Annotated in this window: 24 protein-coding genes and 1 pseudogene; 9 read left to right on the plus strand and 16 right to left on the minus strand. The window is 58.2% G+C overall.

What is annotated here, in order from left to right; all coding sequences use genetic code 11:
- Positions 1 to 213 precede the first annotated feature (213 nt).
- The 6 genes from RYA97_RS10090 to RYA97_RS10115 form a co-directional block, all read right to left on the minus strand.
- Positions 214 to 837 carry a membrane integrity-associated transporter subunit PqiC gene (locus RYA97_RS10090; RefSeq protein ID WP_005745203.1) on the minus strand — a complete coding sequence of 208 codons (624 nt, stop codon included), beginning with the start codon at positions 835 to 837 and terminating at the stop codon, positions 214 to 216.
- Positions 834 to 2,513: an intermembrane transport protein PqiB gene (locus tag RYA97_RS10095; RefSeq protein ID WP_005745202.1), complete on the minus strand. Its 1,680-nt coding sequence runs from the start codon at positions 2,511 to 2,513 to the stop codon at positions 834 to 836. Before RYA97_RS10095 ends, RYA97_RS10090 begins: the two co-directional genes overlap by 4 nt.
- Positions 2,506 to 3,120 (minus strand): paraquat-inducible protein A, encoded by a 615-nt coding sequence (locus tag RYA97_RS10100; RefSeq protein ID WP_004664882.1) that lies wholly within the window; start codon positions 3,118 to 3,120, stop codon positions 2,506 to 2,508. Before RYA97_RS10100 ends, RYA97_RS10095 begins: the two co-directional genes overlap by 8 nt.
- A complete protein-coding gene (locus RYA97_RS10105) occupies positions 3,117 to 3,746 on the minus strand; it encodes a paraquat-inducible protein A (protein ID WP_005731758.1) in 630 nt (209 codons plus the stop codon). Before RYA97_RS10105 ends, RYA97_RS10100 begins: the two co-directional genes overlap by 4 nt.
- A gap of 275 nt (positions 3,747 to 4,021) precedes the next feature.
- Positions 4,022 to 4,321 carry a protealysin inhibitor emfourin gene (locus tag RYA97_RS10110; protein WP_002553232.1) on the minus strand — a complete coding sequence of 100 codons (300 nt, stop codon included), beginning with the start codon at positions 4,319 to 4,321 and terminating at the stop codon, positions 4,022 to 4,024.
- Positions 4,322 to 4,352: 31 nt separating this feature from the next.
- A complete protein-coding gene (locus tag RYA97_RS10115) occupies positions 4,353 to 5,423 on the minus strand; it encodes a M4 family metallopeptidase (RefSeq protein ID WP_005745200.1) in 1,071 nt (356 codons plus the stop codon).
- Positions 5,424 to 5,690: 267 nt separating this feature from the next.
- Between RYA97_RS10115 and RYA97_RS10120 the strand changes: the two genes are divergently transcribed.
- Positions 5,691 to 6,047 (plus strand): hypothetical protein, encoded by a 357-nt coding sequence (locus RYA97_RS10120; RefSeq protein ID WP_005745196.1) that lies wholly within the window; start codon positions 5,691 to 5,693, stop codon positions 6,045 to 6,047.
- Between the two features lie 88 nt (positions 6,048 to 6,135).
- On the opposite strand, the gene RYA97_RS10125 is transcribed toward RYA97_RS10120, so the two are convergent.
- Positions 6,136 to 6,453, minus strand: coding sequence for a YqjD family protein (locus RYA97_RS10125; protein ID WP_002553234.1), 318 nt, complete (start codon positions 6,451 to 6,453; stop codon positions 6,136 to 6,138).
- Positions 6,454 to 6,606: 153 nt separating this feature from the next.
- Between RYA97_RS10125 and RYA97_RS10130 the strand changes: the two genes are divergently transcribed.
- The 3 genes from RYA97_RS10130 to RYA97_RS10140 all read left to right on the plus strand — a co-directional run bounded on the left by RYA97_RS10130 (position 6,607) and on the right by RYA97_RS10140 (position 9,036).
- The gene (locus tag RYA97_RS10130; protein WP_002553235.1) at positions 6,607 to 6,861 is read left to right on the plus strand and encodes a hypothetical protein; all 255 of its coding nucleotides are present in this window, start codon (positions 6,607 to 6,609) and stop codon (positions 6,859 to 6,861) included.
- A 140-nt stretch (positions 6,862 to 7,001) separates the two neighbouring features.
- Complete coding sequence (locus RYA97_RS10135; RefSeq protein WP_316892218.1) at positions 7,002 to 8,363, plus strand: MATE family efflux transporter; 1,362 nt, start codon at positions 7,002 to 7,004, stop codon at positions 8,361 to 8,363.
- A gap of 22 nt (positions 8,364 to 8,385) precedes the next feature.
- A complete protein-coding gene (locus tag RYA97_RS10140) occupies positions 8,386 to 9,036 on the plus strand; it encodes a TetR/AcrR family transcriptional regulator (protein ID WP_005745194.1) in 651 nt (216 codons plus the stop codon).
- Positions 9,037 to 9,052: 16 nt separating this feature from the next.
- Here the strand turns inward: RYA97_RS10140 and RYA97_RS10145 are convergent, their stop codons facing one another.
- Both RYA97_RS10145 and RYA97_RS10150 read right to left on the minus strand, forming a co-directional pair.
- Positions 9,053 to 11,794, minus strand: coding sequence for a beta-glucosidase (locus RYA97_RS10145; protein WP_316892220.1), 2,742 nt, complete (start codon positions 11,792 to 11,794; stop codon positions 9,053 to 9,055).
- Entirely contained in the window at positions 11,791 to 12,033 is a 243-nt protein-coding gene (locus tag RYA97_RS10150) for a hypothetical protein (protein ID WP_002553239.1), read from the minus strand. The genes RYA97_RS10145 and RYA97_RS10150 overlap by 4 nt, the downstream gene beginning before the upstream one ends.
- Before the next feature lie 550 nt (positions 12,034 to 12,583).
- Between RYA97_RS10150 and RYA97_RS10155 the strand changes: the two are divergent.
- Positions 12,584 to 12,901, plus strand: a pseudogene (locus RYA97_RS10155) (hypothetical protein); the annotation flags it as partial.
- Between the two features lie 37 nt (positions 12,902 to 12,938).
- Here RYA97_RS10155 and RYA97_RS10160 read toward each other — a convergent pair.
- Both RYA97_RS10160 and RYA97_RS10165 read right to left on the minus strand, forming a co-directional pair.
- On the minus strand, positions 12,939 to 13,757 hold the full coding sequence (locus RYA97_RS10160) for a glycoside hydrolase family protein (RefSeq protein WP_410478360.1): 819 nt from the start codon (positions 13,755 to 13,757) through the stop codon (positions 12,939 to 12,941).
- A 188-nt stretch (positions 13,758 to 13,945) separates the two neighbouring features.
- Positions 13,946 to 14,425 (minus strand): LEA type 2 family protein, encoded by a 480-nt coding sequence (locus RYA97_RS10165; RefSeq protein WP_117139386.1) that lies wholly within the window; start codon positions 14,423 to 14,425, stop codon positions 13,946 to 13,948.
- 174 nt (positions 14,426 to 14,599) lie between these two features.
- Here RYA97_RS10165 and RYA97_RS10170 point away from each other — a divergent pair, with 174 nt between their 5' ends.
- Both RYA97_RS10170 and RYA97_RS10175 read left to right on the plus strand, forming a co-directional pair.
- Positions 14,600 to 15,808 (plus strand): acetyl-CoA C-acyltransferase, encoded by a 1,209-nt coding sequence (locus tag RYA97_RS10170; protein ID WP_117139385.1) that lies wholly within the window; start codon positions 14,600 to 14,602, stop codon positions 15,806 to 15,808.
- Between the two features lie 91 nt (positions 15,809 to 15,899).
- Positions 15,900 to 16,673: an enoyl-CoA hydratase gene (locus RYA97_RS10175; protein ID WP_117139384.1), complete on the plus strand. Its 774-nt coding sequence runs from the start codon at positions 15,900 to 15,902 to the stop codon at positions 16,671 to 16,673.
- On the opposite strand, the gene RYA97_RS10180 is transcribed toward RYA97_RS10175, so the two are convergent.
- Positions 16,613 to 18,253 carry a type VI secretion system Vgr family protein gene (locus RYA97_RS10180; RefSeq protein ID WP_117139383.1) on the minus strand — a complete coding sequence of 547 codons (1,641 nt, stop codon included), beginning with the start codon at positions 18,251 to 18,253 and terminating at the stop codon, positions 16,613 to 16,615. The two genes, RYA97_RS10175 and RYA97_RS10180, sit on opposite strands and share 61 nt — an antisense overlap.
- 325 nt (positions 18,254 to 18,578) lie before the next feature.
- Between RYA97_RS10180 and RYA97_RS10185 the strand changes: the two genes are divergently transcribed.
- Entirely contained in the window at positions 18,579 to 19,283 is a 705-nt protein-coding gene (locus RYA97_RS10185; protein WP_002553245.1) for a YebC/PmpR family DNA-binding transcriptional regulator, read from the plus strand.
- A 20-nt stretch (positions 19,284 to 19,303) separates the two neighbouring features.
- Here the strand turns inward: RYA97_RS10185 and RYA97_RS10190 are convergent, their stop codons facing one another.
- A complete protein-coding gene (locus RYA97_RS10190) occupies positions 19,304 to 20,608 on the minus strand; it encodes a leucine-rich repeat-containing protein kinase family protein (protein ID WP_010198740.1) in 1,305 nt (434 codons plus the stop codon).
- A gap of 79 nt (positions 20,609 to 20,687) precedes the next feature.
- A complete protein-coding gene (locus tag RYA97_RS10195; protein ID WP_002553247.1) occupies positions 20,688 to 21,233 on the minus strand; it encodes a TetR/AcrR family transcriptional regulator in 546 nt (181 codons plus the stop codon).
- A 106-nt stretch (positions 21,234 to 21,339) separates the two neighbouring features.
- Here RYA97_RS10195 and RYA97_RS10200 point away from each other — a divergent pair, with 106 nt between their 5' ends.
- The gene (locus tag RYA97_RS10200) at positions 21,340 to 22,569 is read left to right on the plus strand and encodes an MFS transporter (RefSeq protein WP_117139382.1); all 1,230 of its coding nucleotides are present in this window, start codon (positions 21,340 to 21,342) and stop codon (positions 22,567 to 22,569) included.
- A 34-nt stretch (positions 22,570 to 22,603) separates the two neighbouring features.
- On the opposite strand, the gene RYA97_RS10205 is transcribed toward RYA97_RS10200, so the two are convergent.
- Together RYA97_RS10205 and RYA97_RS10210 are read right to left on the minus strand one after the other, a co-directional pair.
- Positions 22,604 to 23,740: a M14-type cytosolic carboxypeptidase gene (locus RYA97_RS10205; RefSeq protein WP_005780270.1), complete on the minus strand. Its 1,137-nt coding sequence runs from the start codon at positions 23,738 to 23,740 to the stop codon at positions 22,604 to 22,606.
- Between the two features lie 100 nt (positions 23,741 to 23,840).
- Positions 23,841 to 24,374: a DUF4880 domain-containing protein gene (locus RYA97_RS10210; protein WP_005745181.1), complete on the minus strand. Its 534-nt coding sequence runs from the start codon at positions 24,372 to 24,374 to the stop codon at positions 23,841 to 23,843.
- Positions 24,375 to 24,713 lie beyond the last annotated feature (339 nt).

Here is a 24,713-nt window from a genome sequence, read left to right on the forward strand (position 1 = left end):
TGATCGATAAGGCACTCCAACAGACCCGGAAAGCTGAGCATCCGGATCCATCAGGTACTAACGTGCCAGACAGGCGGTAGAGTGTACGTAGGAATTAAACGAGGTGATACATTTTTGTACGGACTTGAACGCTTTTAAACGGCGGTTTTGAAAGGCTTACAGCAGCGATATTTCCTGAAACCGGGAGGTCTTTAACCGGACCTCCCGACCGACCTACAAACAACGAGAGGCAGGTTGCGCGGTCCAGCTGGCGGCAGTTGCGGCGATCTTGTCAGCTAACCGGGACACGGCTTTCTGATGGGCGATAATGAGATTTTCCATGCCTTCCCCGGCCTGTTCGCGAATCACGCTGCTGCAGGTCAGACTCTGCCGCTTGCTGCCGGCGGTAGCGCCTGCATCGCGAAGCCCGAGCGTCCAGACCACATCGATCAACGCATAATTGCCAGGCATCGACTCGAAGCGGCGTACATCTGTACGGACCGAAAGCACCGGTTGATCGCTGTTTTTCGGCAGACCGGCCATGTCGCGGCTGCCGAAATGACGTTCAAGTTGCGGCGTCAGCGCATCGTGAAACTCGTCGCCCAGTGGCGAGCCCCAGCGTTCGGTGTCCAGAATCGCAAGGCTGCCGTTGCCTTGGCGAACCACCAGTGGCGGCTGGTCAACCTGAACCGGCATCAAGACCGGCAGCATCTCGAACTGGAACGGCATGGGTCTGGCCGCTACGCTGCTGGCCGCGCCCATGGGCGCAATCAGGGTGTAATAGTGGGTCTGCGTCGATGTGCAGGCACCCAGGCCCAGGGCCGCGGCAAGTAACGCCAGTTTCAGGCGTAAGGTCATTGTTTTGGCTCCAGATCAATGGCTCGGGATGAGGACGGGGCGTTGAACGAGCGTGGGGCTGCATCGCCCGTGCGACCGCGAATCAGCGATTCTGGATGGCGGCTGAGGAAGTCAGTCAGCACCCGTACCGAACGAGCGGTGCGCTGCACTTCATCCAGCGCCTGGCCCAATTGTTGACGCGCAGGCGAATCTTCAGCGAATGAATCGTTGGCGGTGCCCAGCGTTTTTTCAGCCTGCTGCAAGGTGCCACGCATCTGCGGTAGCACACTGCTGTTCACCTGTTTGAGGGTTTTCTGCAGCTCGCTCAGGCTGCCATTCAGGTTCTTCGCCAGGTCGTCGATCGGCAGTTTGCTGAGCTTCTCGACGAACGCCTGCAATTGCTCCTGCAACTTGTCGAAGCTGCCCGGTACGGTCGGGATTTCCAGCGGACGGGCCTTGGCATTGAATGCCACTTTCGGTGCCTTGGGATCGAATTCCATGGCGATGTACAACTGGCCTGTCAACAGGTTGCCGTTGCGCACCTGAGCGCGAAGGCCGTTGGCGACAAACGCTCCCAGCACTCTGGCGGATTGTTCCTCTTCATCGCCCTTGCCGCCGAGCTCCTGCAGTTTCGACTCGGCCGCACCCAGGCGCTTGGGATAAATCACTGCACCCACGATACCTGGGAAGGTCTTGGTGGCAGGGTCGTAATCCAGATCGACCGACACCACCTTGCCGATATTGACGCCCAGGAAATCCACCGCGGCGTTGACCGTCAACCCGCGAAGCGACTGATTGAAGCGCATGCGGATATAGCGCGGTTCGCCGTCGGGCGGAGCCAGCGCGGTGGCCTGATCATCGAATATCTTGAATTCGGCGTTCTCGTCGGCGAGTTTCGAGTCCGGGCTCCAGTTGGGCTCGCGGAAGGCAATGCCGCCGGAGATGATCGAGGTCAGCGACTGGGTATTGACCTTCACCCCTGACGCGCCAACCGTGATGTCGACCCCGCTGGCATTCCAGAAACGGGTGTCGGTGGTGATGTACTGATCATTTGGTGCGTTGATGAAGATCTGAATATCGACCCCGCGACCATCCTTGGACAACTCGTAGCCAACCACCTGACCGACCTGAATGCGTCGATAGTAGATCGGTGAGCCAATGTCCAGAGAGCCGAGGTCATCGGTATGCAGTTTGAAGCGCTTGCCTTTTTCACCGAAAGTGACCGGTGGCGGTGTTTCCAGACCGGTAAAGCTGGTTTTAGTCTCTTCGGAGCTGCCCGCGTCGGCGCCAATGAAGGCGCCTGACAGCAACGTGTCGACGCCCGATACGCCGTGCGCGCCGATGCGCGGTCGCACCACCCAGAACTGGCTGTCGATTCTCGTGAACGGCGCGGCGCTGGTGTTCAGGTCGATGCTGGCCAGTACATGGGTACGGTCTTCACTAAGGGTGATATCGGTAACCATGCCGATGATCACGTTTTTGTATTTGACCTGGGTCTTGTTGGCCTCAAGGCCTTCTGCGGTCAGGAAGCTCACGGTGATTTTCGGGCCGATGTTCATCCAGTCATGCAAAGCCATGGATACACCAATGATCGCTGCAACGATCGGCACCAGCCAGATCAGCGAAACGCGCAGGCGACGACGTTTGACTTCAGGGCGTGGCACTGAAGCAGACGGGGGGAGGGTATTGTCAGACATCTTCAACCTCTGCGTCCCAGATAAGCCGGGGATCGAAACTCATGGCGGCGAACATCGTCATCACCACTACCAAGCCAAAAAACAGAATACCGATCCGCGGCTCGATGGTGCTGAGCTCGCGAAACTGAACCAGAGACGCCACAAGGGCCACAACCAGCACATCGAGCATCGACCAGTAGCCGATCAGCTCGATGAAACGGTAAAGACGTGCGCGCTCGCGCATCGCCCAGGTGCTGCGGCGCTGGCACGTGATCAGCAGCATGCCCAGCACCAGAAATTTGATACAGGGCACCAGAACGCTGGCGACAAAGATCAGGATGGCAATGTCCCAGGAGCCGCTTTCAAAAAACTCCAGTACGCCGCTCATGATGGTGCTTTCACTGCGGTTGCCCAGCAGGTTGGTGTACATCACCGGCAGCACATTGGCCGGGATATAGAAGATCAGTGCGGCAATCAGATAAGCCCAGGTGCGGCTGATACTGTTGGGCTTGCGTCTGTGTACCGGTGAATCGCAGCGCGGGCAGCGCGTAGCGTCCTCCTGGCAGGCGTAACCGCAGGTATGGCACAGGCAGAGCTTGTGTTCATGGGCGAAGGGAATGCCGTTCATTGCGGCGGCACTCCCAGTTCATCCCACAACCTGCGGATGTCCTTGTTGGCGATCAGCAGAATCAGCACCATCAGCATGGCCATGGCCCACAGCCCGACGCCGGGATGCACGTCGAGCATTCCGGACAGCTTGATGATCGCCACCAGAATACCGAGCATGCACACTTCGAGCATGCTCCACGGTCGCAGGTGTTCCAGGGCGCGCATGCAGGCCCTGAAGCCGGGCGCGATGATGCCTTTGTGCGCATGTACCAACACCCAGAACAGCAAGGCGATCTGCAAAAGCGGCGCAAAGATAATCGAAAGGCCGGCGACCAGCGCAATGATCGTGATTCGCCCTTGAGCAAGGGCTTCAACCGATTGCCAGAGCGTGACCTCGTTGGTCAGGCCCTTCATGCTGATGCTGATCACGGGAAACAGGTTGGCGAATACAAAAAGCATGGCCGCAGCGACGGTCAGTGCCAGTAACTGCTCGATGGTCATTCGGTGGCCGCGCCCGAGCAGTGCCTCGCAACGCAGGCAGAACGCTGCTTCACCGGGCTTCAGCGGTTGCGCTTCGTACAGCGAGTCGCAATGCTCGCAAATGATCAGGCCAGGAGAGTGTTCAGTAGGATGCACAGTGCTCATCGACGCCATTGCTGCAGAGGTAAGGGGTGAGAACGCGAAGCACGAAAAGATACCTCGTTAATGGCAGTGTGAAGCGTTTTTTTTTGTACAGTCCATGCCAACGTATTGGTACACGTCATTGACCGCGATAGCGGTGGGTGGTTCACATGTCATAGCGCCATTATTCCATGCGGGAGCACATGCAGGAATAAGGGTGGAGAATATGTCAGCGACCGATGCCTTTTACAGTCATCTGCAAGGCACCGGTCGCCGTATTGTTTTCAAACAGGCCTGTCCTAGAGCTTGCCGGGCTTTACGCGTTGCTTGAGGAACCCTAGCAACTGGCGGGCGGACGCTGGCACGTTGTGTTCGTCAAACGTGAGGCAGATTTCTCTGGCCTCATCCTCAATAGTGATCTCGTACTGATTCAGATCCCGCGCCTGATCATTGAACGCACTGCTGGACTGATTCAGGCCGCTGTCACTGACCAGCCGCTGCAGTTGCTCGGCTTCTGGCTGCTCAAGGGTGGACGTATCGACTTCACAGCGTTTGACGGCACCCGCAAAACCGCCGGATTGCACTAGACAGACCTTCATTTCAAGCACCTTTGTGGTGGTCGCACTTCGGCTAAACCTTGACCCCGACTTCCTTCCAGGCCGCTTGTACGGCTTTTTTGGCTTTAGGGCCGAAGCGTGAATCCGAGGCGATTTTTATGCTGGCTCTGGCGCAGTCGACAAACTGACTGTCAGAGGCCAGCTCCAGCATCGTTTCATACCAGATTCTGCCCGCTACTTCCCAGGCATTTCCGCCCAACGCCTTGGCGACCAGCACGAACGCCCGATTGGGGATGCCCGAATTGATGTGTACGCCGCCGCGGTCCTTGGCGCCAGTGTACAGGTCGGCCATCGTTGCCGGTTGCGGATCATCGCCCAGGTCCGGATCGTTGGAATAGGCGGTGCCCGGTTTTTCCATGTCGCGAATGCCCCGTCGTGTAGGAGCGGGCACTAGCAATTCCTTGCCGACTACCCAGTCCGACTCGGCGGCGCTGGTGCCCTGTTTCCATTGACGCACCAGCATGCCGAAGACATCGGCGAAATGCTCGTTGAGGGCTCCGGACTGCCCGCGGTAATCCAGATTCGAGGTGAAACTCTGCACACCGTGGGTCAGTTCATGGCCTATCACTTCCAGGCTGCCGGTGAAGCGCTTGAAGACCAGATCGTCGCCGTCGCCATACGCCATCTGGCTACCATTCCAGTAGGCGTTGCTCAGCGGTACGTGGTCGCCATTGAAGTCCACCTCGGCGACGTGCACCGTAGACACCAGCGACATGCCACTGTCGTCCAGCGAATTACGCTCGAACAGTTCTGCGTAGAAATCGTAGACATCGCCGGAACCGTCGTAGGCTTCATCGGTTGCCTTGTCACCAGTCGGGGCCTGGCCTTCCTTGCGAGCCACAGCGCCGGGAAGATCGTCGGTTCCCTTGGCATCGTGAATCACGCGGTGCTTTCGACCGTCAGGCGATTTGATCGCGTGCATGGAGGGCATGGTTCGGGCTGAAAGTCGTGATGCCAGGAACGCCGAGCTGCTCGTCAGGTTGGCAATGGCCCGGGCGCTGACCAGAGTCTTGGGGGATTGCGCCATACGCTCGAGCATATAAGGCGGAATGAAGCAATGCAGGGGGTTACGGTCGTCGCACATGATGAACTCCTGTTCTAATGCACCAACGGCGGCAAGCCATCGGTCAACATGGTCGCAGGCGTTTGACACTTCATGTTGCGTTTATATGCAAAGAAATATCTGATCACATGACCAGTGATCGCAAAAAATATAACTGATTGTTGCGAGAACAGCGCATGGCCAGTGCCCAAAGCCCTTTGGCCGGGCATGCGACACCTCGACACAGTCCATCAACGGGCATTGCGAGAATGTTAGACTCGCGCCACTTCAGACGAGGAGCAGACCTACGTGCGCAAGACGGTAATGATGATAGTGGTACTGGCTCTGGCCGGATGCGATGCAGGCAGCTCGAGTGCGCCCGCCAGGGAAAAAGCCCAGGATGCGGCGGTTACTGCTCCGGTCTCCACGCCACAGTGGTTCATCCAGATGAATTCGCGCGAAGCGGTGAGCGATACCAGTGCCTGGCTGCTGGAACGCAGTTATGCCCCAGTCATCGTGGACATCGACGGTAAGCAGCAATTGTTGATCGGACCTTATGAAAGCCAGGCCCAGGCTGAGGAACAGCGCGTGTTGTTGCAGGCCAAAGTGAGCAAATCCCACCGGTTTGCCGAGCCGTCGGTGGTACAGCACGCCCGCTTAAGGTAATTCATCAGACCTACACCATCGTTACAACAGCATCAAGCATTGCGGGCCCGTACCCAGGCCCGCGATGCTTCTCATCAGCGGCTGTCGATCAACGACGACCCAGCAACAGGCCGACTACCAGGCCGAAGCCTGCAGAAATAGCCACGGTTTGCCACGGGTGACCACCGATGTAGGTTTCGGTCGCTTCAACGACTGGTTTGGTGCGGTCGCGCACGCTGGCCATCGAGTCCAGTGCCTGCTTCAGCTTGAGGCTCAGTTGCGCACGCAGTGTTTCTGCTTCTTCGCCAACCAGCGCAGCGCTTTCCTTGAGCAATTTGTCGGATTCTTCGATCAGTGCCTGCAGGTCACTGAATGCCTGATCCTTGATTTGATCGGCAGCTTGTTGAGCAGGGGTCTTACGAGCCATGGGTATCTTCCTTTCAAGTGATGGCAACAGTGATCAATGGAGTCTCGCGCATCCTGAAAAGTTGCAATTGCTTGAATGAGCCGACGCAAGACTCTGCAGGTAACGCCCCTTACGGGTGTAAGATGCAGCCGTTTTTAGCCGTAGGTGACTGTGATGAGTTTCAATCTGGCCAATCGGCCGCTCCCCGAACGTACCGCTCTTGAAGACGAGAAATCCCGTTTGTTCGACCTCTGGCAAAGCAATCTGGGCAAGGCCAAGAGTGAGGCTGCTCGCTTGATGGGCGAGCGCGCGAAGCGCAAGGGCAAGTGGTCCGAATGGGTACGTTCCGAACTGGACACGATGAGCCCGCCGGAATACGCCAACATGGTACGCAGTGAAGTGAATCGTCTGGTAGCGGCGAGCAAGTAGCCTGCGACAGCGGCCTTCGCATTTGGCGGTGATCGTTACTCGTGCCAGCGTTGGCATGACGGTTACAAATTTCCGTTCCTCATGCCCCTGCATGGGAATGCCTTGCATGCCGGGCTGATTCAGGCCTTTTGAGAACATTGATGGCCCAAGCCAGCGCAAGATTCACCCAGGGCAGCGTAGCGCGCCACATCGTCATCACCGCCAGTACCAGTGCCTTGAGCCTGTTTGCGATTTTTCTTGTCGACATACTGACGCTGGTCTATGTCTCGATGCTGCATGACCCTGTGCTTCTGGCTGCGGTCGGCATCGCCAAGGTGCTGATTTTTTTCAACAGCGCGCTGGTGACCGGTGTGATCATCGCTGCGACTTCGGTGTTGTCGGAGCGCATCGGCCATCGCGCGGTCAAGTCCATACCTCGACTGACCGGCAGCCTCATGCTGATGGTGGTCATGGTCGCCGGTCTGGCGTCTGCCGCACAGTTGGCGCTGGTGGTGCCGATTACCCACTGGCTGGGTGCCGAGGCGGCCACTTACGAGGCGGCGCGCAGTTTCATCTGGCTGACACTGCCTTTTACCGTGCTACAGGCCATGATGCAGATGTCGGCGCAGATGCTCAGAACCACCGGTGATAACCGTCGGGCGCTGGCAGTGGTGCTCTCAGCGGCCGCCACGCTGGCGGTCGCAGACCCGCTGTTTATCTTTGTGCTGGACCTGGGGCTGAACGGCGCAGGCATCGCCTTTGCCATATCGGCAGCGGTGTCCGCGTCCATCGGGCTGTATTGGGTGCGCAGCCGCATAGGGATGGTTTTCACGCGCAATCTGAAACTGCTGCGCCTGCATGCCGTGCGTACCTTCAGGCTTGCGCTTCCTGCCATGGCGGCGAATCTGGCGACGCCGGTCGGTTTGGCTTATCTTGTCGCCTCGCTTTCGGCATTCGGCACCTCCGCCCTGGCCGCCATGGCGGTGCTGGATCGGGTCCTGCAGTTTTCGTATTGCGCCTTTTTTGCTTTGCCTGGCGCACTGGCCCCGGTGCTTGGCCAGAATATTGGTGCGAACCGCGACGATCGCGTGCGCTCTGCGGTCATCTTTACTCGACGGCTGGTGGTCTGTTACGGGCTGGCAGTCTGGTTGATGCTGGTGCTGTGTGGCGGCATGATTGCCGATCTCTACCAGCTGGGAGCCGAGGCCCGCGCTGTGTTCATGGCCTTTTGCTTGTGGGGCGGCGGTCTCTGGGTTTTGATTGGTCTGGATTTCGTCGCCATCGCCGTATTCATGACCATGAACAAATCATGGTGGGTAGCGGTGTTTGCCTGGCTCAGGGCAACAGCGGGTACCGTGCCCTTCGTGTTCGCCGGCATTCACTGGTTTGGCAGCAGCGGTGCGTTGCCTGGCATGTTTACCGGTAATGCGATCATTGCGCTGATCTCCATCACCACGGCTTCACTGACAGCGAAGCGGTTTTTCACCAGCAGGACCCCGGTTTCCAGCATCGGGGTACATTGAATCAAGGCGTTATCAGGTTTTTATGGTTATCGAAGAATCAGGGAATGAATCCGAAGAAACAGCTGCTCCCAAGCGCCGTCGTGCGCCCAAGGGCGACATGCGCAGAAAGGCTTTGCTGGATGCCGCCACGGTTGTTTTCGCCAGGGACGGTTATTCGAGTGCATCAATGCGCGAGGTTGCATTGCTTGCCGGCATCACCACCGTCGGCTTGCTGCACCATTTCCCCAACAAGGAAGCCTTGCTCGCTGCGTTGCTGGAGCGCAGGGATCAGCGGGTTACGTCACGCTTCCAGGATCTGGTGACCGAACCGACGCTTGAAGGGTTTCTGAAATTTCTGAAACTGAGCATGAGCTTCAGTATCGAGAATGCTGACGAGTGTCAGGCGGCACTGCTGATGAATACCGAGAGCCTGTCGAAGTCGCACCCTGCGTGGACATGGCACCGCGAGCGATTCCAGCTGACCCATGAGCATGCACGCGGCCATTTGCACGCGTTGATAGAGGCGGGGGAGGTGCGTGCCGACATCAATGTCAAAGCCCTGGCCCAGGAAATCTTCTCGGTCATGGACGGTTTGCAGATTCAGTGGCTGAGAAGCCCGCAAGACGTCGATGTCATGGCGGTTTTCGATATCTACGTGCAGCGTCTGGGCAGGGACATCAAGGCTCATCCCTGAGCCTTGACGGGGTGCATCAGTAAGTCTGTGCCGCGCTGACCTGTACTGCCTTGCGCAGTGGCAGTGGCAGCGGGTTGCTGTCACGAGTGGTCAGTTTTTCCGGGTACAGGGTGATCAGCGTTCTGTTGAGGGTCAGGTTCTCCGAGTCTGCCCCCACAAGAATCTTGAACTTCCCGGCGTCCACGTCCCAGCTTGCCGTCTTGTCGACGTAGTAGGCCAGGGAGCGGGAGTCTATCGGTACGCTGACAGTCTTGCTCTCGCCGGGCTGCAGGTACACCTTGGTGAAGCCCTTGAGCTCTTTCTCCGGACGGTCCACCGCAGGTTTGACCGGCTGCACATACAGCTGTGCCACTTCGAAGCCTGCCTTGTCACCGGTGTTGGTCACGGTGAATTTAACGTCGATTGTCGAGCCTGGCGTCAGCACGTTGGTCGACAGTTTCAGGTCACTGTAGCTGAACGTGGTGTAGGACAGGCCATAACCGAACGGGTAAAGCGGCTTGGCGTGTTTCTTGTCATAGCCGCGATAACCCATGTACAGGCCTTCGCTGTAGGTCATTTCGGTCAGCGGGTTGTTGCCGCGATAGGCCGCCGGGTCCGGATAGGAAGCATAGCTTGGGTTATCCTCGATTTTCTTGTCGATCGTGACCGGCAGCTTGCCCGACGGGTTGACCTTGCCATAGAGGATCTCGGCCAGCGCCTGACCGCCTTGCTGGCCCGGGAACCAGGCTTGCAGCGTAGCGCCCACCTTGTTTGCCCAAGGCTGCATGTTGGCCACGCCGCCGCCGTGCATGACGACGATGGTGTTGGGGTTGGCCTTGGCAACGAAGCTGATCAGCTCAGCCTGTTGATCGGGCAGATCGAAACCGTGGTCAGAGCCTTCGCCTTCGTTCTCGGACGTGTTCCCTGTAGCAACCACGACTGCATCGTATTTCGACAGGTCTTTTGGCGGACGCAACGACGCCCAGCTCATCTGCACGCCCGTCAGGCTACCCAGCACAGGGATAAAGTTGCCTTGTACACGCTGGTATTCCAGCTTCACGCTGTAGGTCTTGCCAGCCGACAATACTGCGGTTTTCCCCGACGTTGTCAGCGCGTTCACGACGTCACCGGAGTAAGGCACGCCATCGCTCTGCAGAACGAGTTCATCGTTGACCCACAGTTTGTAAGGGCCGTCTGCTCGCACCTTGAACACCTGAGCGCCCGAGACGGTTGGTTTGATGGTGGTGGTAAACCGCGCCGAGAATGCCCCGGGTGACGGGCTGAAGCCAGACACCGCAGTACTGCCTGCGTTGGTGACGTTGCTGCCGGTGGTCCAGTTCAGGTTCAAGCCTGGTTCCACGCGCGTCAGCACCGGGTCGCCGGAAAAGGTGGTGTTGGAGAAGTACTCGGCTTTTACCCCGGCGTTGCTGATTCCGTTGTCGCCGGTTGCTGGCTGATACCACACCGAACTGGCCGGATTCAGGCTCATTTCCGAAAGGTAGGTGACATCGGAGCTGCTGGACGCCAGTTGCTGCAGGCCGCTCAGCTCGGTTACATAGCTGTTGGGCGGCGAGTTCGCAGTGCCAAAAGGAGATGCAGGGACATCGTGGGCCCAGTTGCCAATCACAGCGATTTTCGCCGAGCGCGCCAGCGGCAGCAACGGTTTGCCCGCAGCGGTGTTTTCGTTGCGCAGTAATACGATGGATTCGCGCGCGGTATTCAGTGCAGCGCGCATGCCGTACTCGGGATGCTCCAGGGTCTTGGCGGTGTTGAGGTTTTCCTGGAGGTCGTAGCTGACGATGGCGCGCAGGTTACGTTTGACCTTGTCGTCGATCACGTTCTGGGTCAGTTGCCCGCTCCACAGGTAAGGCAGCAGTTTGGCTTCGGTAAACTGCAGGCCGGAGGGCATGTCGATGTCCGTACCGGCCCATGCGCCCTTGAAGGCATCGTGAATGGCGTTGAAATCACTGATGACCATGCCCTGATAGCCCCATTCGCCCTTGAGCACTTCAGTGATCAGGTGATGGTTTTCACAGGCATAGTCGCCGTTGACCTTGTTGAAACCGCACATGATCGAGGCGACATTGGCGTTCTTCACCATCGACTCGAAGCCCGGCAGGTACAGTTCACGCAGGGTGCGCTCATCGACCTTGATGTCGACTGCCTGACGATTGGCTTCCTGCTCGTTGGCCAGGTAGTGCTTGCCGCTGGCCTGGATACCCTGGGCCTGAATGCCGTTGACAATGGCCGGTGCCAGTACCGCGCCGAGGAACGGGTCCTCACCGCTGACATATTCTGCCGAACGGCCGTTGTAGGGCGTGCGGTACAGGTTGACGCCTGGCGACAGCATCTGCTGACCGCCGGAAATCCGTGTCTCATAAGCGATGGCCAGGCCGAATTCCTTGGCCCGGTTGATGCTCCAGGTCGCTGCCAGCGCCGACTGCGAAGGGTACTGAGCACCGAACGTGGCATTGTTGACGTGCACGCCCATGGACGAGTCATACGCTACGGTGCCCTTGATGCCCCACTTGAGCAGGGAAGGGATCATGTGGCCGTCGTCGACGCGAGTGAAGTTGATCTTTTCCGACTGGTTCATGTTGTCGAGAATCGAGCTGACGCGCGCTTCGACTGCGTTACCGGTCGCCGGGGTCACGGCGGCGAGCGCAAGGTTGGCCTGCATGACGCTGAACGTCAGCAGGCTCAGGCTCAGCGTCTGTTTGAAGGCTGACAAGGCAAGTGTCCTTCCGGTCGATGTGATCGGTTGATTGAGGTTGTTCATGGTCGTTGTGCCTGGGCAGGGGCGTCGTCGGTGTCCACTGGCGCTTCGAGCAGGGACGACGAACTCTGTTGTTGAGCCGGGTTGATCTTGTCAGCGCCTGATAACTGGTCGCGCTTGGCTTCCACCTGCGTCCGGATCTGTTGATCGGACACAGCGGTATTTGTGCTGGAAGTTGAGTCCGCTGACAGTGCGCAGACACTGTGCGCGCACAAAAGTACTGCACTGAAAACAGACAGCATGGTTCTAGTCATCGATTGCATCTCGATTAATGGTTTGCAGGAGAAAAACAGACGGCTGCCGCAATGACACATCGCTTGGCTGAACAGTAAGTCCAACGCGACAGTAAAAAGTTCACCGGTAGATAAAGTATTACTAACCCTGTTTTTATTAAATGATGTCAGTTGGCCTCCATCAGGTTTTTCTTGACGAAAACAACTGGGGTGATGATTTTTACAGGTTTAAATAGCTATTTTTGCTATTAAATTGGTTTTAATTGTTAAAAAATTTGTAATTTTAGGTTTAAATTGCTTTTTAGTAAACCTAATTGTCGTTAGGTTTAGTGATCTGGTAAGCTTTGCATTCTGACGATTTTACGTGCGTTCAATACAAGCGACTAATAGTCTATTCAGGGCGGTTCTATAAAATATTGATGGGCTCAATGATTGTTTTTGAATGCGCTTCAATAAATAGAGTGTTCTAAAAAGTGCGCAAAAATTGACGCTTTGTGAACGGCTTTATTTAAGGTTGAGCGTGTGTTGTGCAGGTCGGGAAGAACGGTTCGGGTGTCCACTGTTTTGCGCGTCAGGCGTCATTAAGTTAAAGGCAAATGCGGTGAGTTACGAATGTCCACGCGTTGACCTCGCGATCTTGAGCATCGTCAAGCGATTGTGCTTGAGCAAACCCCAAAAGCTTACGTTTGGTCAGATCTACCGGGAGCTGGTGCGCGCGCACGCCCGTGCCCCGGCCATCCACGTTTGTGTGGCAGCGGTCGACACGCTGGTCAGGGAGGGGCTTCTGGTCTCCGCAAGAGTCCTGGAGCCCGATCAGTCATTTCCTTATACCCAGCACATCATCAGTGGCCTGACCGAGATTGGCGCAGCCTCGCTCGCCAGCTGTGAAGACCCTGTGGTCACTCAACGCAGTGTCACTCGTTATACGGCAACGAGAGGTAGTATTGGCCCAGTTCGGTCAGCTTACCCTCATTGTTCAACAGGCTGGAAAAGTGCGGGTCCGGGTTCATCCGGCCAGTGAACCAGGCGTACCTGAACACGTCCGTGCGCTGCTCAAGCGTGGCGACCATCTCGGCCATCTGCTGCTTCTGCTTTTCGACCGTATCAATCTGCGCACCGTCATCCAGGGCGTGCCAATTGGCGAACTCGGTGACCCAGAAGGGTTTTCCGTACTTCGACAGCCGATCGAGCATTCCTGGCAAACCATAGTCGTACCAGTGAAAAGCCAGGTAATCGATGCGCGGGTCGCGATTTTGATTCATCGATCGATAGGCTGTGTAGAAGGCATCAAGCCATACCACCGGGTCGCCGTAGCCCGGCATGGTTCCCCAGTTCATCGCTGGCCCCACCAGTTTTACGCCGGTCTGGGCAGCGATCTGTTCCAGCCTCGGCCAGAAGCTGGCCGCCGCTTCGGGCGTCATGTTGGCCTGGTCGAGCAGATTCGGCTCATTGATCACCAGCAAATAGCGGATGGCGGGATGGGTCAGCAGGTATTGCTTCAATTGACCGTCGTCAACGTTGCCGTTCCATACCATCGGGATGAAATCCACACCGTACATTGAAGCGTAGTCGTAGGACGCCAGGCGGTCGTGGGGCTTGGGGCTCCAGTTGTACCACCAGCTCACGCCCGAAGATAACGCACTCAGGTCGGCGGGCAGGGCGATGTCGTAGGCAATGCCGCGCTTGGCGCTTTTTTCTGCAGCCCATGTCGGTGCCATGCACAGGCTGAGCATCAGCGTCACAAGAGCCAGAAAGGTCGGGAAAAAACGTGCTGACGGGTTCTGCGGGGTCATTGGCAAATCTTCCTTGAGGGGGGGAGGCATTGAGCATGCTCAGCAGTCAGCCAGCAGAAAGCATGCCACCTGTATCGCCCCGTTTACGTTGCCAAACCCTGACAGGCATTACTACCCGTAATGACTGGTTACCAAGGATCTCCCTCTGCCTGGCGCAAATCCAGCGTGCCGCTGTCACTGAAGCGCATCGTACCGAACAAGCCGCCAGCCAGCTTGCCGCGAAGTGTATAGGGCAGATTGTCCAAACGCTGGCTCTGACTAAGCCCCAGTGCCTGGCGCAAGGCGGCGAACGCCGACACGCTGACCGGCACCACCAGCACCGCCTCGGAGAAGCGTCCTACGGTGCCTTTCTGGTTGCTCACACCAGAGGCGAGCAGCTTACCGTTCACGTCCAGATCCAGCGCCACGCCGGTGTAGTTGATCTCGGTTTCGTTCGGGTTCTGCACCCGCAATGTGATCGCCATGCGCAGTTCAAGTCCCTGCCCGGGAACGGGTTCGATACCGACGACGTTGATCGTCAGCGGGTCTCGATGGGGGATGAGTGCACACGCGCTCAAACCAAGGATAAGCAGGCCTGAGAGCAGGGCGCGGATCGGGCGTAGCGACATTCGTGTGCTCCAGCGTCGGGTTCAGTCATCTTCAGACCTCGTCTGCCATGAGAGATTCGTCCTGTCGGGCGCAATGCCGGGATACCCGCTAATCTGCCTGTTTCAACCATTGCGTCCGCAAGGCAGCAGGTTGATGATTCGACCGATCCTATAAAAACAAGACTGGAGATAATCATGTCCATCGAAAGGACACCCCTTCATCAAGACCCTGTGGTCATTGTCGGCGCTGCGCGCACGCCCATGGGCGGTTTTCAGGGTGATCTGCAGAGCCTGAGTGCCACAGAACTGGGTTCGATCGCCATCCGCGCGGCCGTTGAGCGGGCAGGCATTGAAAGTGCAGACGTGCAGCATGTGCTATTTGGTTGTGTGCTGCCGGCGGGCCTCGGTCAAGCGCCCGCTCGACAAGCTGCGCTCGGGGCCGGGCTAGGCAATGCGACGCTGTGCAGCACGGTCAACAAGATGTGCGGTTCCGGTATGCAGACCGCAATCATGGCCCATGACCTGTTGATGGCAGACAGCACGGCGGTGGTAGTGGCTGGTGGGATGGAGAGCATGTCCAATGCACCTTACCTGCTGGATCGCGCTCGCAATGGCTACCGCATGGGGCACGGCAAGGTGCTGGACCATATGTTTCTGGATGGCCTTGAGGATGCCTATGAGCCGGGTCGGCTGATGGGTACCTTCGCCGAAGACTGCGCCGGGTCGAACGGTTTCAGTCGCGAGGCGCAGGATGCGTTCGCTCTGGCGTCACTGGCCCGCGCGCAGGAGGCCATCGCCGACGGTCATTTCGACGCAGAAATCGTGCCGGTGCAGGTCACCGTGGGTAAAGAGTCCAGGCAGATCATTCACGATGAACAACCGCCCAAGGCGCGTCCGGACAAGATCCCGACGCTCAAACCCGCCTTTCGCGAGGGCGGCACGGTTACGGCAGCCAACTCCAGCTCAATCTCCGATGGCGCCGCAGCACTGCTGTTGATGCGTCAGTCCGAGGCGCAGCGGCGAGGGTTGCGGCCCTTGGCGGTGTTTTACGCACATGCGGCATTTGCTGATCAGCCGGGCCTGTTTCCAACCGCACCGATAGGCGCCATTCAGCGTCTGCTGAGCAAGACAGGCTGGGCGCTGGATGACGTCGATCTGTTCGAGATCAACGAAGCGTTTGCAGTCGTGCCGCTGGTAGCGATGAGTGAACTGGGCCTTGCGCACGAGAAGGTCAATGTCAACGGTGGGGCGTGCGCGCTGGGTCATCCGATAGGCGCTTCGGGCGCGCGGATCATTGTGACGCTGTTGGCGGCTTTGCAGCGCAGGCAGCTCAAGCGCGGGGTGGCGGCGATTTGCATCGGTGGCGGAGAGGCCACCGCCGTTGCCATTGAAATCATGGATTAGATAATTTATTCAAAGGCTTACGGTTTTTTGCGAATGTAGATTCTAGATTTTATGCCTGTGCGTGGTTATTAATTTAAAAGGATAGTTATCAATGTTTTACGAGACAATTCTAAGTGAGATTATAGGTAAGGTTGGCGTGATTACGCTGAACCGTCCCAAGGCACTTAATGCATTGAATGCTCAATTGATTGACGAGTTGAACCACGCACTCGACCAGTTCGAAGCAGACAGTGCCATCGGCTGCATCGTGCTGACCGGTTCGGAAAAAGCCTTTGCGGCCGGTGCAGATATCAAGGAAATGGTCGACTTGTCCTACCCACAAATCTACCTCGACGACCTGTTTCGCGAAAGTGATCGGGTGGCCGCGCGGCGCAAACCCATCGTGGCGGCAGTGGCCGGTTTTGCGTTGGGTGGCGGTTGTGAGCTGGCGTTGATGTGCGATTTTATTCTGGCGGCTGAAAACGCCAGGTTCGGGCAGCCGGAGATCAATCTCGGTGTGTTGCCGGGCATGGGCGGGACGCAGCGTCTGACCCGCGCTGTCGGCAAGGCCAAAGCCATGGAAATGTGCCTGACTGGTCGCCTGATCGATGCTCACGAAGCCGAACGTGCCGGGCTGGTTGCGCGGGTTTTGCCGCTTGAGCAGTTGCTGCCTGAAGCCCTCGCGGTAGCGGCGGTGATCGCCGGCAAGTCCCTGCCGGTGGCGATGATGGTCAAGGAGAGCGTCAACCGCGCGTTCGAGGTCAGTCTGGCCGAAGGCATCCGGTTCGAGCGCCGGGTGTTTCACGCAGCCTTCGCCAGTCACGATCAGAAGGAGGGCATGAACGCGTTTATCGACAAGCGCCAGCCGGATTTCAAGGACTGCTGATCTACGCGACCCAGAATCAGGATGTGCTGTGCATCAATGTGCAGCTCTGCCGTCTGCCCGCGAACAATCAACTCGCTGTCTGTTGTAATGCGCAGGTGCTCGCCGCTCGCAAGACGAATGCAATCGGCTGGTTCTGCAGACAGGTCGCCGTGCCACAGACTGTCTTGCGACGCGTGTTCAGCTGGTGACAGGGCTGCGCAGATGACCGGGCGCTCGGGATTATTGTCCAGGTAACGGACCAGTACGCGTGAGCCAGGTAGCAAGTGATGAATCTCGCGGCAGGCGACCAGCGCCATCGGCCAGCGCTGGCTGGGTCGGTCTGCGTGGTGTTGTGCTTGCCAGTCGAAACGAACCGGTCGATAACCGGGCTGTTCTGCGTACGTGGCGTTGTCTTGCAGCGTGGCTATATGATCGCCCGTGGCGGCCGGCCGAGGATGTCTGACTGAGGGGCGAAACGGCATCGCCCAGGGGATGGCCTTGAAACGGTTGCCATAGCCATTGCCTGACAGCTGTGCGGCCGCAGGTGACGAGCGCTGCTCGTCGGCGAGTATGCGCAGGATTACCAGGGCATCTTTGGCGGCGGCCCCTCTCAGCACCTGTAATTGCCGACCTGCGTGAAGCACTTCGGTCAGCAGCCATTGATCATTAAGCAATGGCTCCGGGTGATCAAGCACCTGAATGACTTCGCCACTGCGCAAGCCAGGGCGATTGCTGTGCCCGCTGACCTCGCGCCGTTCGCAGCGCAGGCGTTCCAGCTCGCGCATACCGCGCTGGCGACTCAGCGCCTCTTCCCGGTTGATTGCGCCACGAACGTCTGGCGGTTGAAATGCATGATTGGCTGCGGGTGTTCTGGCGTTCTCGCCGTGCTTTGACGAGCGGGGCTGCGTCTGTTTCAGGTCTCGGACTAGTTGTCGCGAAGCGCTTGGAAGCGTCAGTACTTCTGCCATGTGCAAGAGCGTCCCGGTCGATGTGCCTGACTGTTCCTGACGTTTGAAGCGAAAGGGTACTGGCTGCGCCGGAAAGCTTGCAGAGTCATCCGAGAACACCAGTCGATGGCCGCTCTGACGATGTGCGAAACGGAAATGAATGCCTTCTTCCTCGCACAGGCGTTGCAGCAGGTGCAGATCGCTTTCGTCGTACTGGATATGCAGCGGTCTTGCCGGGTAAAGACCGTTCATGTGCTCGAACCGGTAAGCGTTTGCTCCAATGCCGTGTATTTCAAGCAACTGAGCGATCAGCTTAGGAGGCGCAATATCCTGATAGATGCGTCGGCGCCGATGGGCGGCAAGCTTGCCAAGGCTGGGCATCAGGATCAGGTGATAAAGGCTCACACGAACCCCGCTGTGGATTCGGGCCGCATGGCAGATCTGGCCATGCACGCCGCTGCGACGCTCACCGAATCTCAAAAACGCTTCTCGGTGCAGCAGGCTGCGCACATCCAGAAGAGGGTCGCCGATCAGCCAGATATCGAAGCGATACGCTTCATTGAGAGCATCACGGCCGGTGAAGCTGATGACATGCAGATCCGTCTGGCAGTCGGTAATCGCCAGTATGATTGGCATTTGCAGGTCCTTGCGCATCTGCGGGGCTCTCTACCTTCAAAATCAGGGTGCGCAGGTTACGGAATACCTTGGCCTAAAAGCATTGCTGCAAGGTTTTTCGGAAAAAGACTACAAGCAGTGATGGAAAGCGGATGATTGCCGTCGGCCCGATTGGCAGCCATCTTGGCGAGTTCGTTCGAGCAATGTGCGCGGCGGGGGTTTCATCTGCCGTGATCGCGTATAAAATGCGCCGCGCCGGACAGGATATTTGCCGGTGACCCTTTTTCAGCGCCTTGCCAGCGCCGCGTTCTGTCAGTCGTGCAGACGCAGGCGGCGAGGTGCCTAGCGAATCAAGAGAGCAGACATGGGCGCACAGTGGAAGGTCAAGCATAAAGAAGCGGCAGCCAATGCCAAGGGACGCACGTTTGGCAAGCTGTCCAAGGAGATCATGATCGCCGCACGCGCTGGCGCAGACCCGGACATGAACTCGCGTCTGCGGCTGGTAGTGGAACAGGCCAAAAAGGCCTCGATGCCGCGCGAAACCCTGGAGCGTGCCATCAAGAAAGGCGCAGGCCTGTTGGGCGAGAGCGTCAACTTCGAGCGTCTGACCTACGAAGGCTTTGCGCCGCATCGCGTACCGGTGATCGTCGAGTGCCTGACCGACAACATCAATCGTACGGTCTCGGAAATTCGTGTGCTGTTCCGCAAGGGCCAGTTGGGTGCTGCGGGCTCGGTTTCGTGGGACTTTTTGTATCAGGGCATGATCGAGGCTGTCCCTGCAGCAGCGGATGCCGACCCGGAGCTGGCGGCAATCGAAGCCGGTGCCCAGGATTTCGAGTCGGCTGAGGAGGGCGCTACGCTGTTCCTGACCGAATCCACAGACATGGATGCGGTTTGCAAGGCGCTCCCTGAATTTGGTTTCACCGTGCAGTCGGCGCAATTGGGTTATCGCCCGAAAAGCACCGTGGATGGTCTGACCGAGGAGCAGATGGCCGAAGTCGAAGCGTTTCTCGAAGCCATCGACAATCACGACGACGTGCAGAACGTGTACGTGGGTCTTGCAGGCTGATCACTGTGTAATGGAGCGCTTTACGCGCTCCATGCTTTTATCTGTAGAAGAATCTCCGCCAGTGACGGTCGTCGCTGGCAATCAGTCTGTACGCAACTCGCCTGAAGCGCCCTTAGCCCCTCGATGACGTTCTGGTTCTGCTCATCTGCATCGCAACGCTCCAGCAATTCTCCCAGCAAGATACCGAATGCCCGTGTTTCGATGCGCTCCAGCGCCTTTCCCTGTACCGCTGACGGGTGAAACGACGCCGCGCCGAAGTCGCTCAGCAGGCAGTTGCCATCTTCCTGCACAAGAATGTTGTGGCCATAAAGATCGCCATGCGTGATGCCGTTGGCATGCAGGTGCGCAGTGACCGACGCGATGCCTTCGGCGATACGTAACAGCACCGGCAGCGAAAAGCGTGTTTCGCGGGCATAGACATCGCGGGTGCAGGACTCCAGGGTCGGCGGCCCGGCAAGATTGCCGAAGTCGGGCGCTATCAGTTCCATGACCAGGCCACGCTGTTGATCGGGATGCCCGCTGATTTGCCCGAGCACCTCGATCAGGTTGGCGTGACGGCCAGCGGCGATGCAGGCGGCCATTTCATTGAGCGGTGAGCCATCGCTGGTGACACTGCCTTTGTACAGCTTGACCGCCGTCATTCGCTCACTGTTTGCGTGCTGCCAGAGCGCCTGCTGAATGATCCCGGAAGCGCCTTCGCCCAAGCGCTGACCGATGCTCAACTGATGCCACGGGATCTGACGGATCGGCTCGGCCCGGTGCTCGGCGCACAGTGTATTGTCGGCATAGGCGAGCCATGCCAGGGCAGGCAGGCTCAGCAGCCAGTCCGGCAGCTCGGTCAGGCGATTGGCCGCAATGCGGATCAGCTCCAGTTTGTGGCAATCAGCGAGGGTCGTGGGCAATGCACGTAACCGATTGCCAGCGAGCATAAGCTTTTGCAGGTCCGGGCGACGGCCCAGTTCATCAGGCAGGTACTCGATACAGTTATCGGTCAGTATCAGCCAGCGCAGGCGCGGTGGCAGTGCTGCGGCGCTGACCTGTTCAATGCGGTTGGCCTTGAGGCCGACAATCTGCAGCTGCTGGCATTGGCCGATGCTTTCCGGCAGGTGCGTGAACGCGTTGTCTGACGCGAACAGCACGCGCAGCCGGGTAAGGCGGCACAGGTCGTCAGGCAGCGAAGTCAACGAGTTGCCGCTGAGGTTCAATACTTCCAGGGTGTCCGCCAGGTCGAATACCTCGACCGGGAATTCGCTCAGGCCGCAGGAAAGGTCAAGCCGTTTGATACCTGCCAGCTTGCCGGCGCGTAGATCTGCGAGGGTGTGCATGAATAGGCTCGGTCATTGATATCGGACAAGGCGCGCATCATAACGGGAGTTTCAGCCACTGACTGCAGCAAGTGTTGCCTCAACTCAGGCAGCGCTCGACCCATTGACGCACGCGTTCGGGCGTGGGGGCCGATTCGGAATACAGAATCCGATAGATCATCGGCGCAACGATGGCATCAATCAGGTCGTCGGCGGTCGGCGAGGCTTCGCCGCGAGCAGTCGCACGATCAATCATCACCTGCAATTGCTCACGGACCATTGCCGCGCACCTGCCGACACAGCCAGAGGTGCTGGCGACCACATCGCGCATCAGGGCGCGACCTGGAGTCGAAGACATTTCGTCGAGATACATTTCGCTCCAGGTCAGCAGGTCCTGGTGCAGACTGCCTTGATCTATTGGCGCATCAGGGCGCAGATGCTCAATGGCGGCGTCTGCCAGCAAGGTGGTCAAGTCACCCCAGCGGCGATAAATGGTCGACGGCGTAACGCCCGCCCGGAGCGCGATCATTGGCACGCTGAGCGCCGAACGATCATGCTCCAGCAACAAGTCGCGGACCGCGCGGTGAATGGATTCCTGCACGCGGGCGCTGCGGCCTCCGGTGCGTACTGCTTCTTTGATAGCCATACGGCGGACCTTAACACAAAGTATTTGCTTTAAGCGCTCCTGCGTCGCACACTCCGCAAAAGCTAATTTATGGCTTTAACAGGTTGCATTGGCGGAGAGCGTATTCATGTCCCTTCCTTCACAAGGTTCGACGCTATCAGACCTCAAGTCTGATGGCCGGGCGCGAAGCCATCTCGGGTTTCTGGCCTTCACCACACTGTGCTTCTTTGCCGCGTCCAGCACACCCACGCCGCTTTATCATCTGTATCAGGAGGCGTGGGGCTTCTCGTCCGGCGTGCTCACCCTGATTTTTGCAGTGTATGCATTCAGCCTGCTGGCCGCCTTGCTGATCGGTGGCTCGTTGTCTGATTACCTGGGGCGGCGTCCGGTGATTTTCGGTGCCTTGCTGCTGCAAATCGTTTCGATGTTGCTGTTCATTTTTGCCAGCGATATTAGCTGGCTGATGGCCGCGCGTCTGTTGCAGGGGTTTGCTACAGGACTTGCTGCCAGTGCATTGGGGGCTGCCTTGCTGGACAGCGATTCAGTCAAAGGGCCGCTGATCAACAGCATCTCGCCCATGCTCGGCATGGCGGTGGGTGCACTGGGCACGGGACTGCTGGTGCAGTTCGCGCCGTTACCACTGGTGCTGGGTTACTGCTTCCTGTTGGCCGCCTTTGTGGCGCAAGCGATTTACCTTGGCCGAGTGGAAGAAACCGTCAGCCGCCAGCCAGGCGTCTGGCAATCCCTCAAGCCATCGCTGCACGTTCCGCAGCAGTCGCGGCGTATGTTATGGCTGGTACTGCCGGTGGATATAGCAGCCTGGGCACTGGGCGGTTTTTTTCTGTCGCTGAGCCCATCCTTGCTGGCAGCGGCGACTGGCTTGAACTCGCCACTCAACGGTGGCCTGGCGGTTGCGGCGCTGACGCTCAGTGGCGCACTGGCGATTCTGAGCTTGCGTCAGCGCGAGCCGGTGCTGGGATTGTGGATAGGCGCAAGCTTTTTGCCGCTCGGTGTGGCGGTCATTCTGCTGGCGGTCAACCTGGGCATGTTGTGGCTGTTCTTCGTCGGTGCCGTAGTGGCGGGCATCGGTTTCGGATCAAGTTTTCTCGGTGCACTGCGCATGCTCATGCCAACCGCGCATGCCCATGAGCGGGGAGGGCTGATGTCAGCCTTTCTGGTACTCAGCTACCTGGCCTTCTGCATACCGGCACTGGTTGCCGGGTTCTTTGCCCACTCGGCAGGGCTGGTGATGACGAGCAATGTCTACGGAGCAGTGGTGATCACGCTGGCATTAATCGCATTGGCGAGTTTGATCGTGCGCCGTACAGCCAGCAAAAACAAAAATGCCCACGTTTAAGTGGGCATTTCGGCTTGCCGACAGGCGGGAGCCTTCAGCGCAGGTCGTTAACCATCTCGGCCAGCACGGTCAATACATCCCCGGCCAGTTGCGCGGAGCGTTTGCCTGACCAGCCTGTTACCGGGTCCGGCGCGTTATCGTGGTCCTTGAACGGCATCTCCAGCGTCAGCGCCAGGCATTTATAGCGTTCGCCCACGGCATTTGCTGCCAGGTTCATATTGGCCTGGCCGGGCGCGCTGCGCGGGTAGCCGTAGACCGTCTGGAAGCTGTCGCTAACCTCGCACAGACGGCTGCGAAAGCGCTCTTCAAGCTGGCGTTGATACGCGGTGTACCCCGGGTTGCCCTCACACGCGGCGGTGAATACGTAAGGGATTTCCTCGTCACCGTGCACGTCGAGGAACATGTCCACGCCGTATTTTTCCATCTGCTGCTTGATGAAGAAGACTTCCGGGCTTTGTTCTTCAGTGCTGTCCTGCCACGCGCGGTTGAGATCCTTGCCGTTGGCATTGGTACGCAAGTGGCCATGAAAGGCGCCGTCCGGGTTGACGTTAGGCACCAGATACAGGTCCGCGTTGGCGAGTAATTGTTGCAGCACTGCGTCGTCTTTTTGCTGAAGGCGTTCGATCACGCCTTCCATGAACCATTCAGCCATGTGCTCGCCGGGATGCTGCTGGGCAATCATCCAGATCTTGCGCTTGCCTTCGGCACCGTCACCTCTGCGCAGCAGCTGAATATCACGACCCTCGACACTTTTGCCGACAGCCAGCAAGTGTGCGCCGGCCTTTTCCTGTGCCTGTTCGATCAGCCGGTCATGGCGCTCACGGCTGTAGGGTTCGAAATACGCAAACCAGACCTGCGGTTGGTCAGGCGCAAGGCTGAAGTTCAGTGCCTTGCCGTCAAAACCGGACGGCACCCGAAACCAGCTCTGCTGGTCGTAGGACGCTACGGCGTTGTAGCCGGTCCAGGCATTGTTGAAGGTGGACTCGCTGGCATTGGTCAGGCTGAAACCATAGGTTTGGCCGACGTTCAGGCCGTCAGCCTTGAAATGAAACCACTGGAAATGCGCGCTTTGCGTGTCTGGCCGGATCGCCAGGCTTATATGCGCGGGGTCGCTTGCGTCGAGAACCTGAATATTGCCACTGTCGAAATCTGAACTGATCGTGAGGGTCAAGATAGGTGCCTGCTTACGTAGATGCCTTTTCAGGCCGCTACTGTACACCGATCAACCGGGCACCTTGCGACGTAAACTTCATCGCAGCGGTCATCCTGTGTCAGGAAATAGCCTCGGCTGTGACCATCAGGCTGCAGATGAATGCCGTCAGCAGGCACCACACCAGATAGGCACGTCGCTTGCGCCGATGCCAGCCGGACGCACCGAGCAACAAGGCGGGTGCCTGCAACTGGCGCCACATGCGCTCGCTGTTCTGGAACGCTGAAAGGTGTGCAGCATCGGCGTCCAGCCAGTGGCGAAATTCGATGCGTTCGCTGGCCGTTGCAGCAGGGCTCTGCAAGTGCACATACCAGCGGCTGGCCTGGTCCTGAATGGCACGGCTGTCATCGGCGCTCTGAAGATGTGCCTTGCCCAGTGCGCGAAGCATCGCGCGCTCTACCCGGGCGATATCGACATCCATGAAACGGGCGATGTCGGCATACGCCAGACCGTCGAGCCGACTGAGCAGAAATATCTGCCGGGTACGGCGCGAAAGCTTGCCAAGCCGGTGGCCGAGTTCGATGACCTGCGGCGCGGGTTGCGGCTCAGGCAGGCGGGCGGGGAGGTGCAGCAAAGAAGGGAGCTGATTACTCATGATGTATCGCTCGCTGATCTTCCATGGGATTGTTCCTTGCAATGACTGGCATCGTCCGTGACAAGGGTAGACTAGTGAATACGAGAATCATTCTCAAGTGAAAAGTTGCAGCATTTACTTTTTATATGCCTTATCCGGGCATTTTCGCTGCAAAAACATGACCCGTATCAGGGTTGCTTTGCTATGATCTGCGCCATTGCTACACACCTGCGCAGTACCCAGACTTCATTAGCCTGAAGCAGCGAAACCAAAAGAAAGAACCAAAAAAAGACCCGGCAAAAAGCCGGGTCAAAAACCGTGATTAGCCTGATGAGGAGATAATCAGGAAGCCGACCTAAG

Origin of the sequence: Pseudomonas syringae group sp. 26L6, assembly GCF_032587815.1 — a bacterium.
Lineage (GTDB): Bacteria > Pseudomonadota > Gammaproteobacteria > Pseudomonadales > Pseudomonadaceae > Aquipseudomonas > Aquipseudomonas amygdali.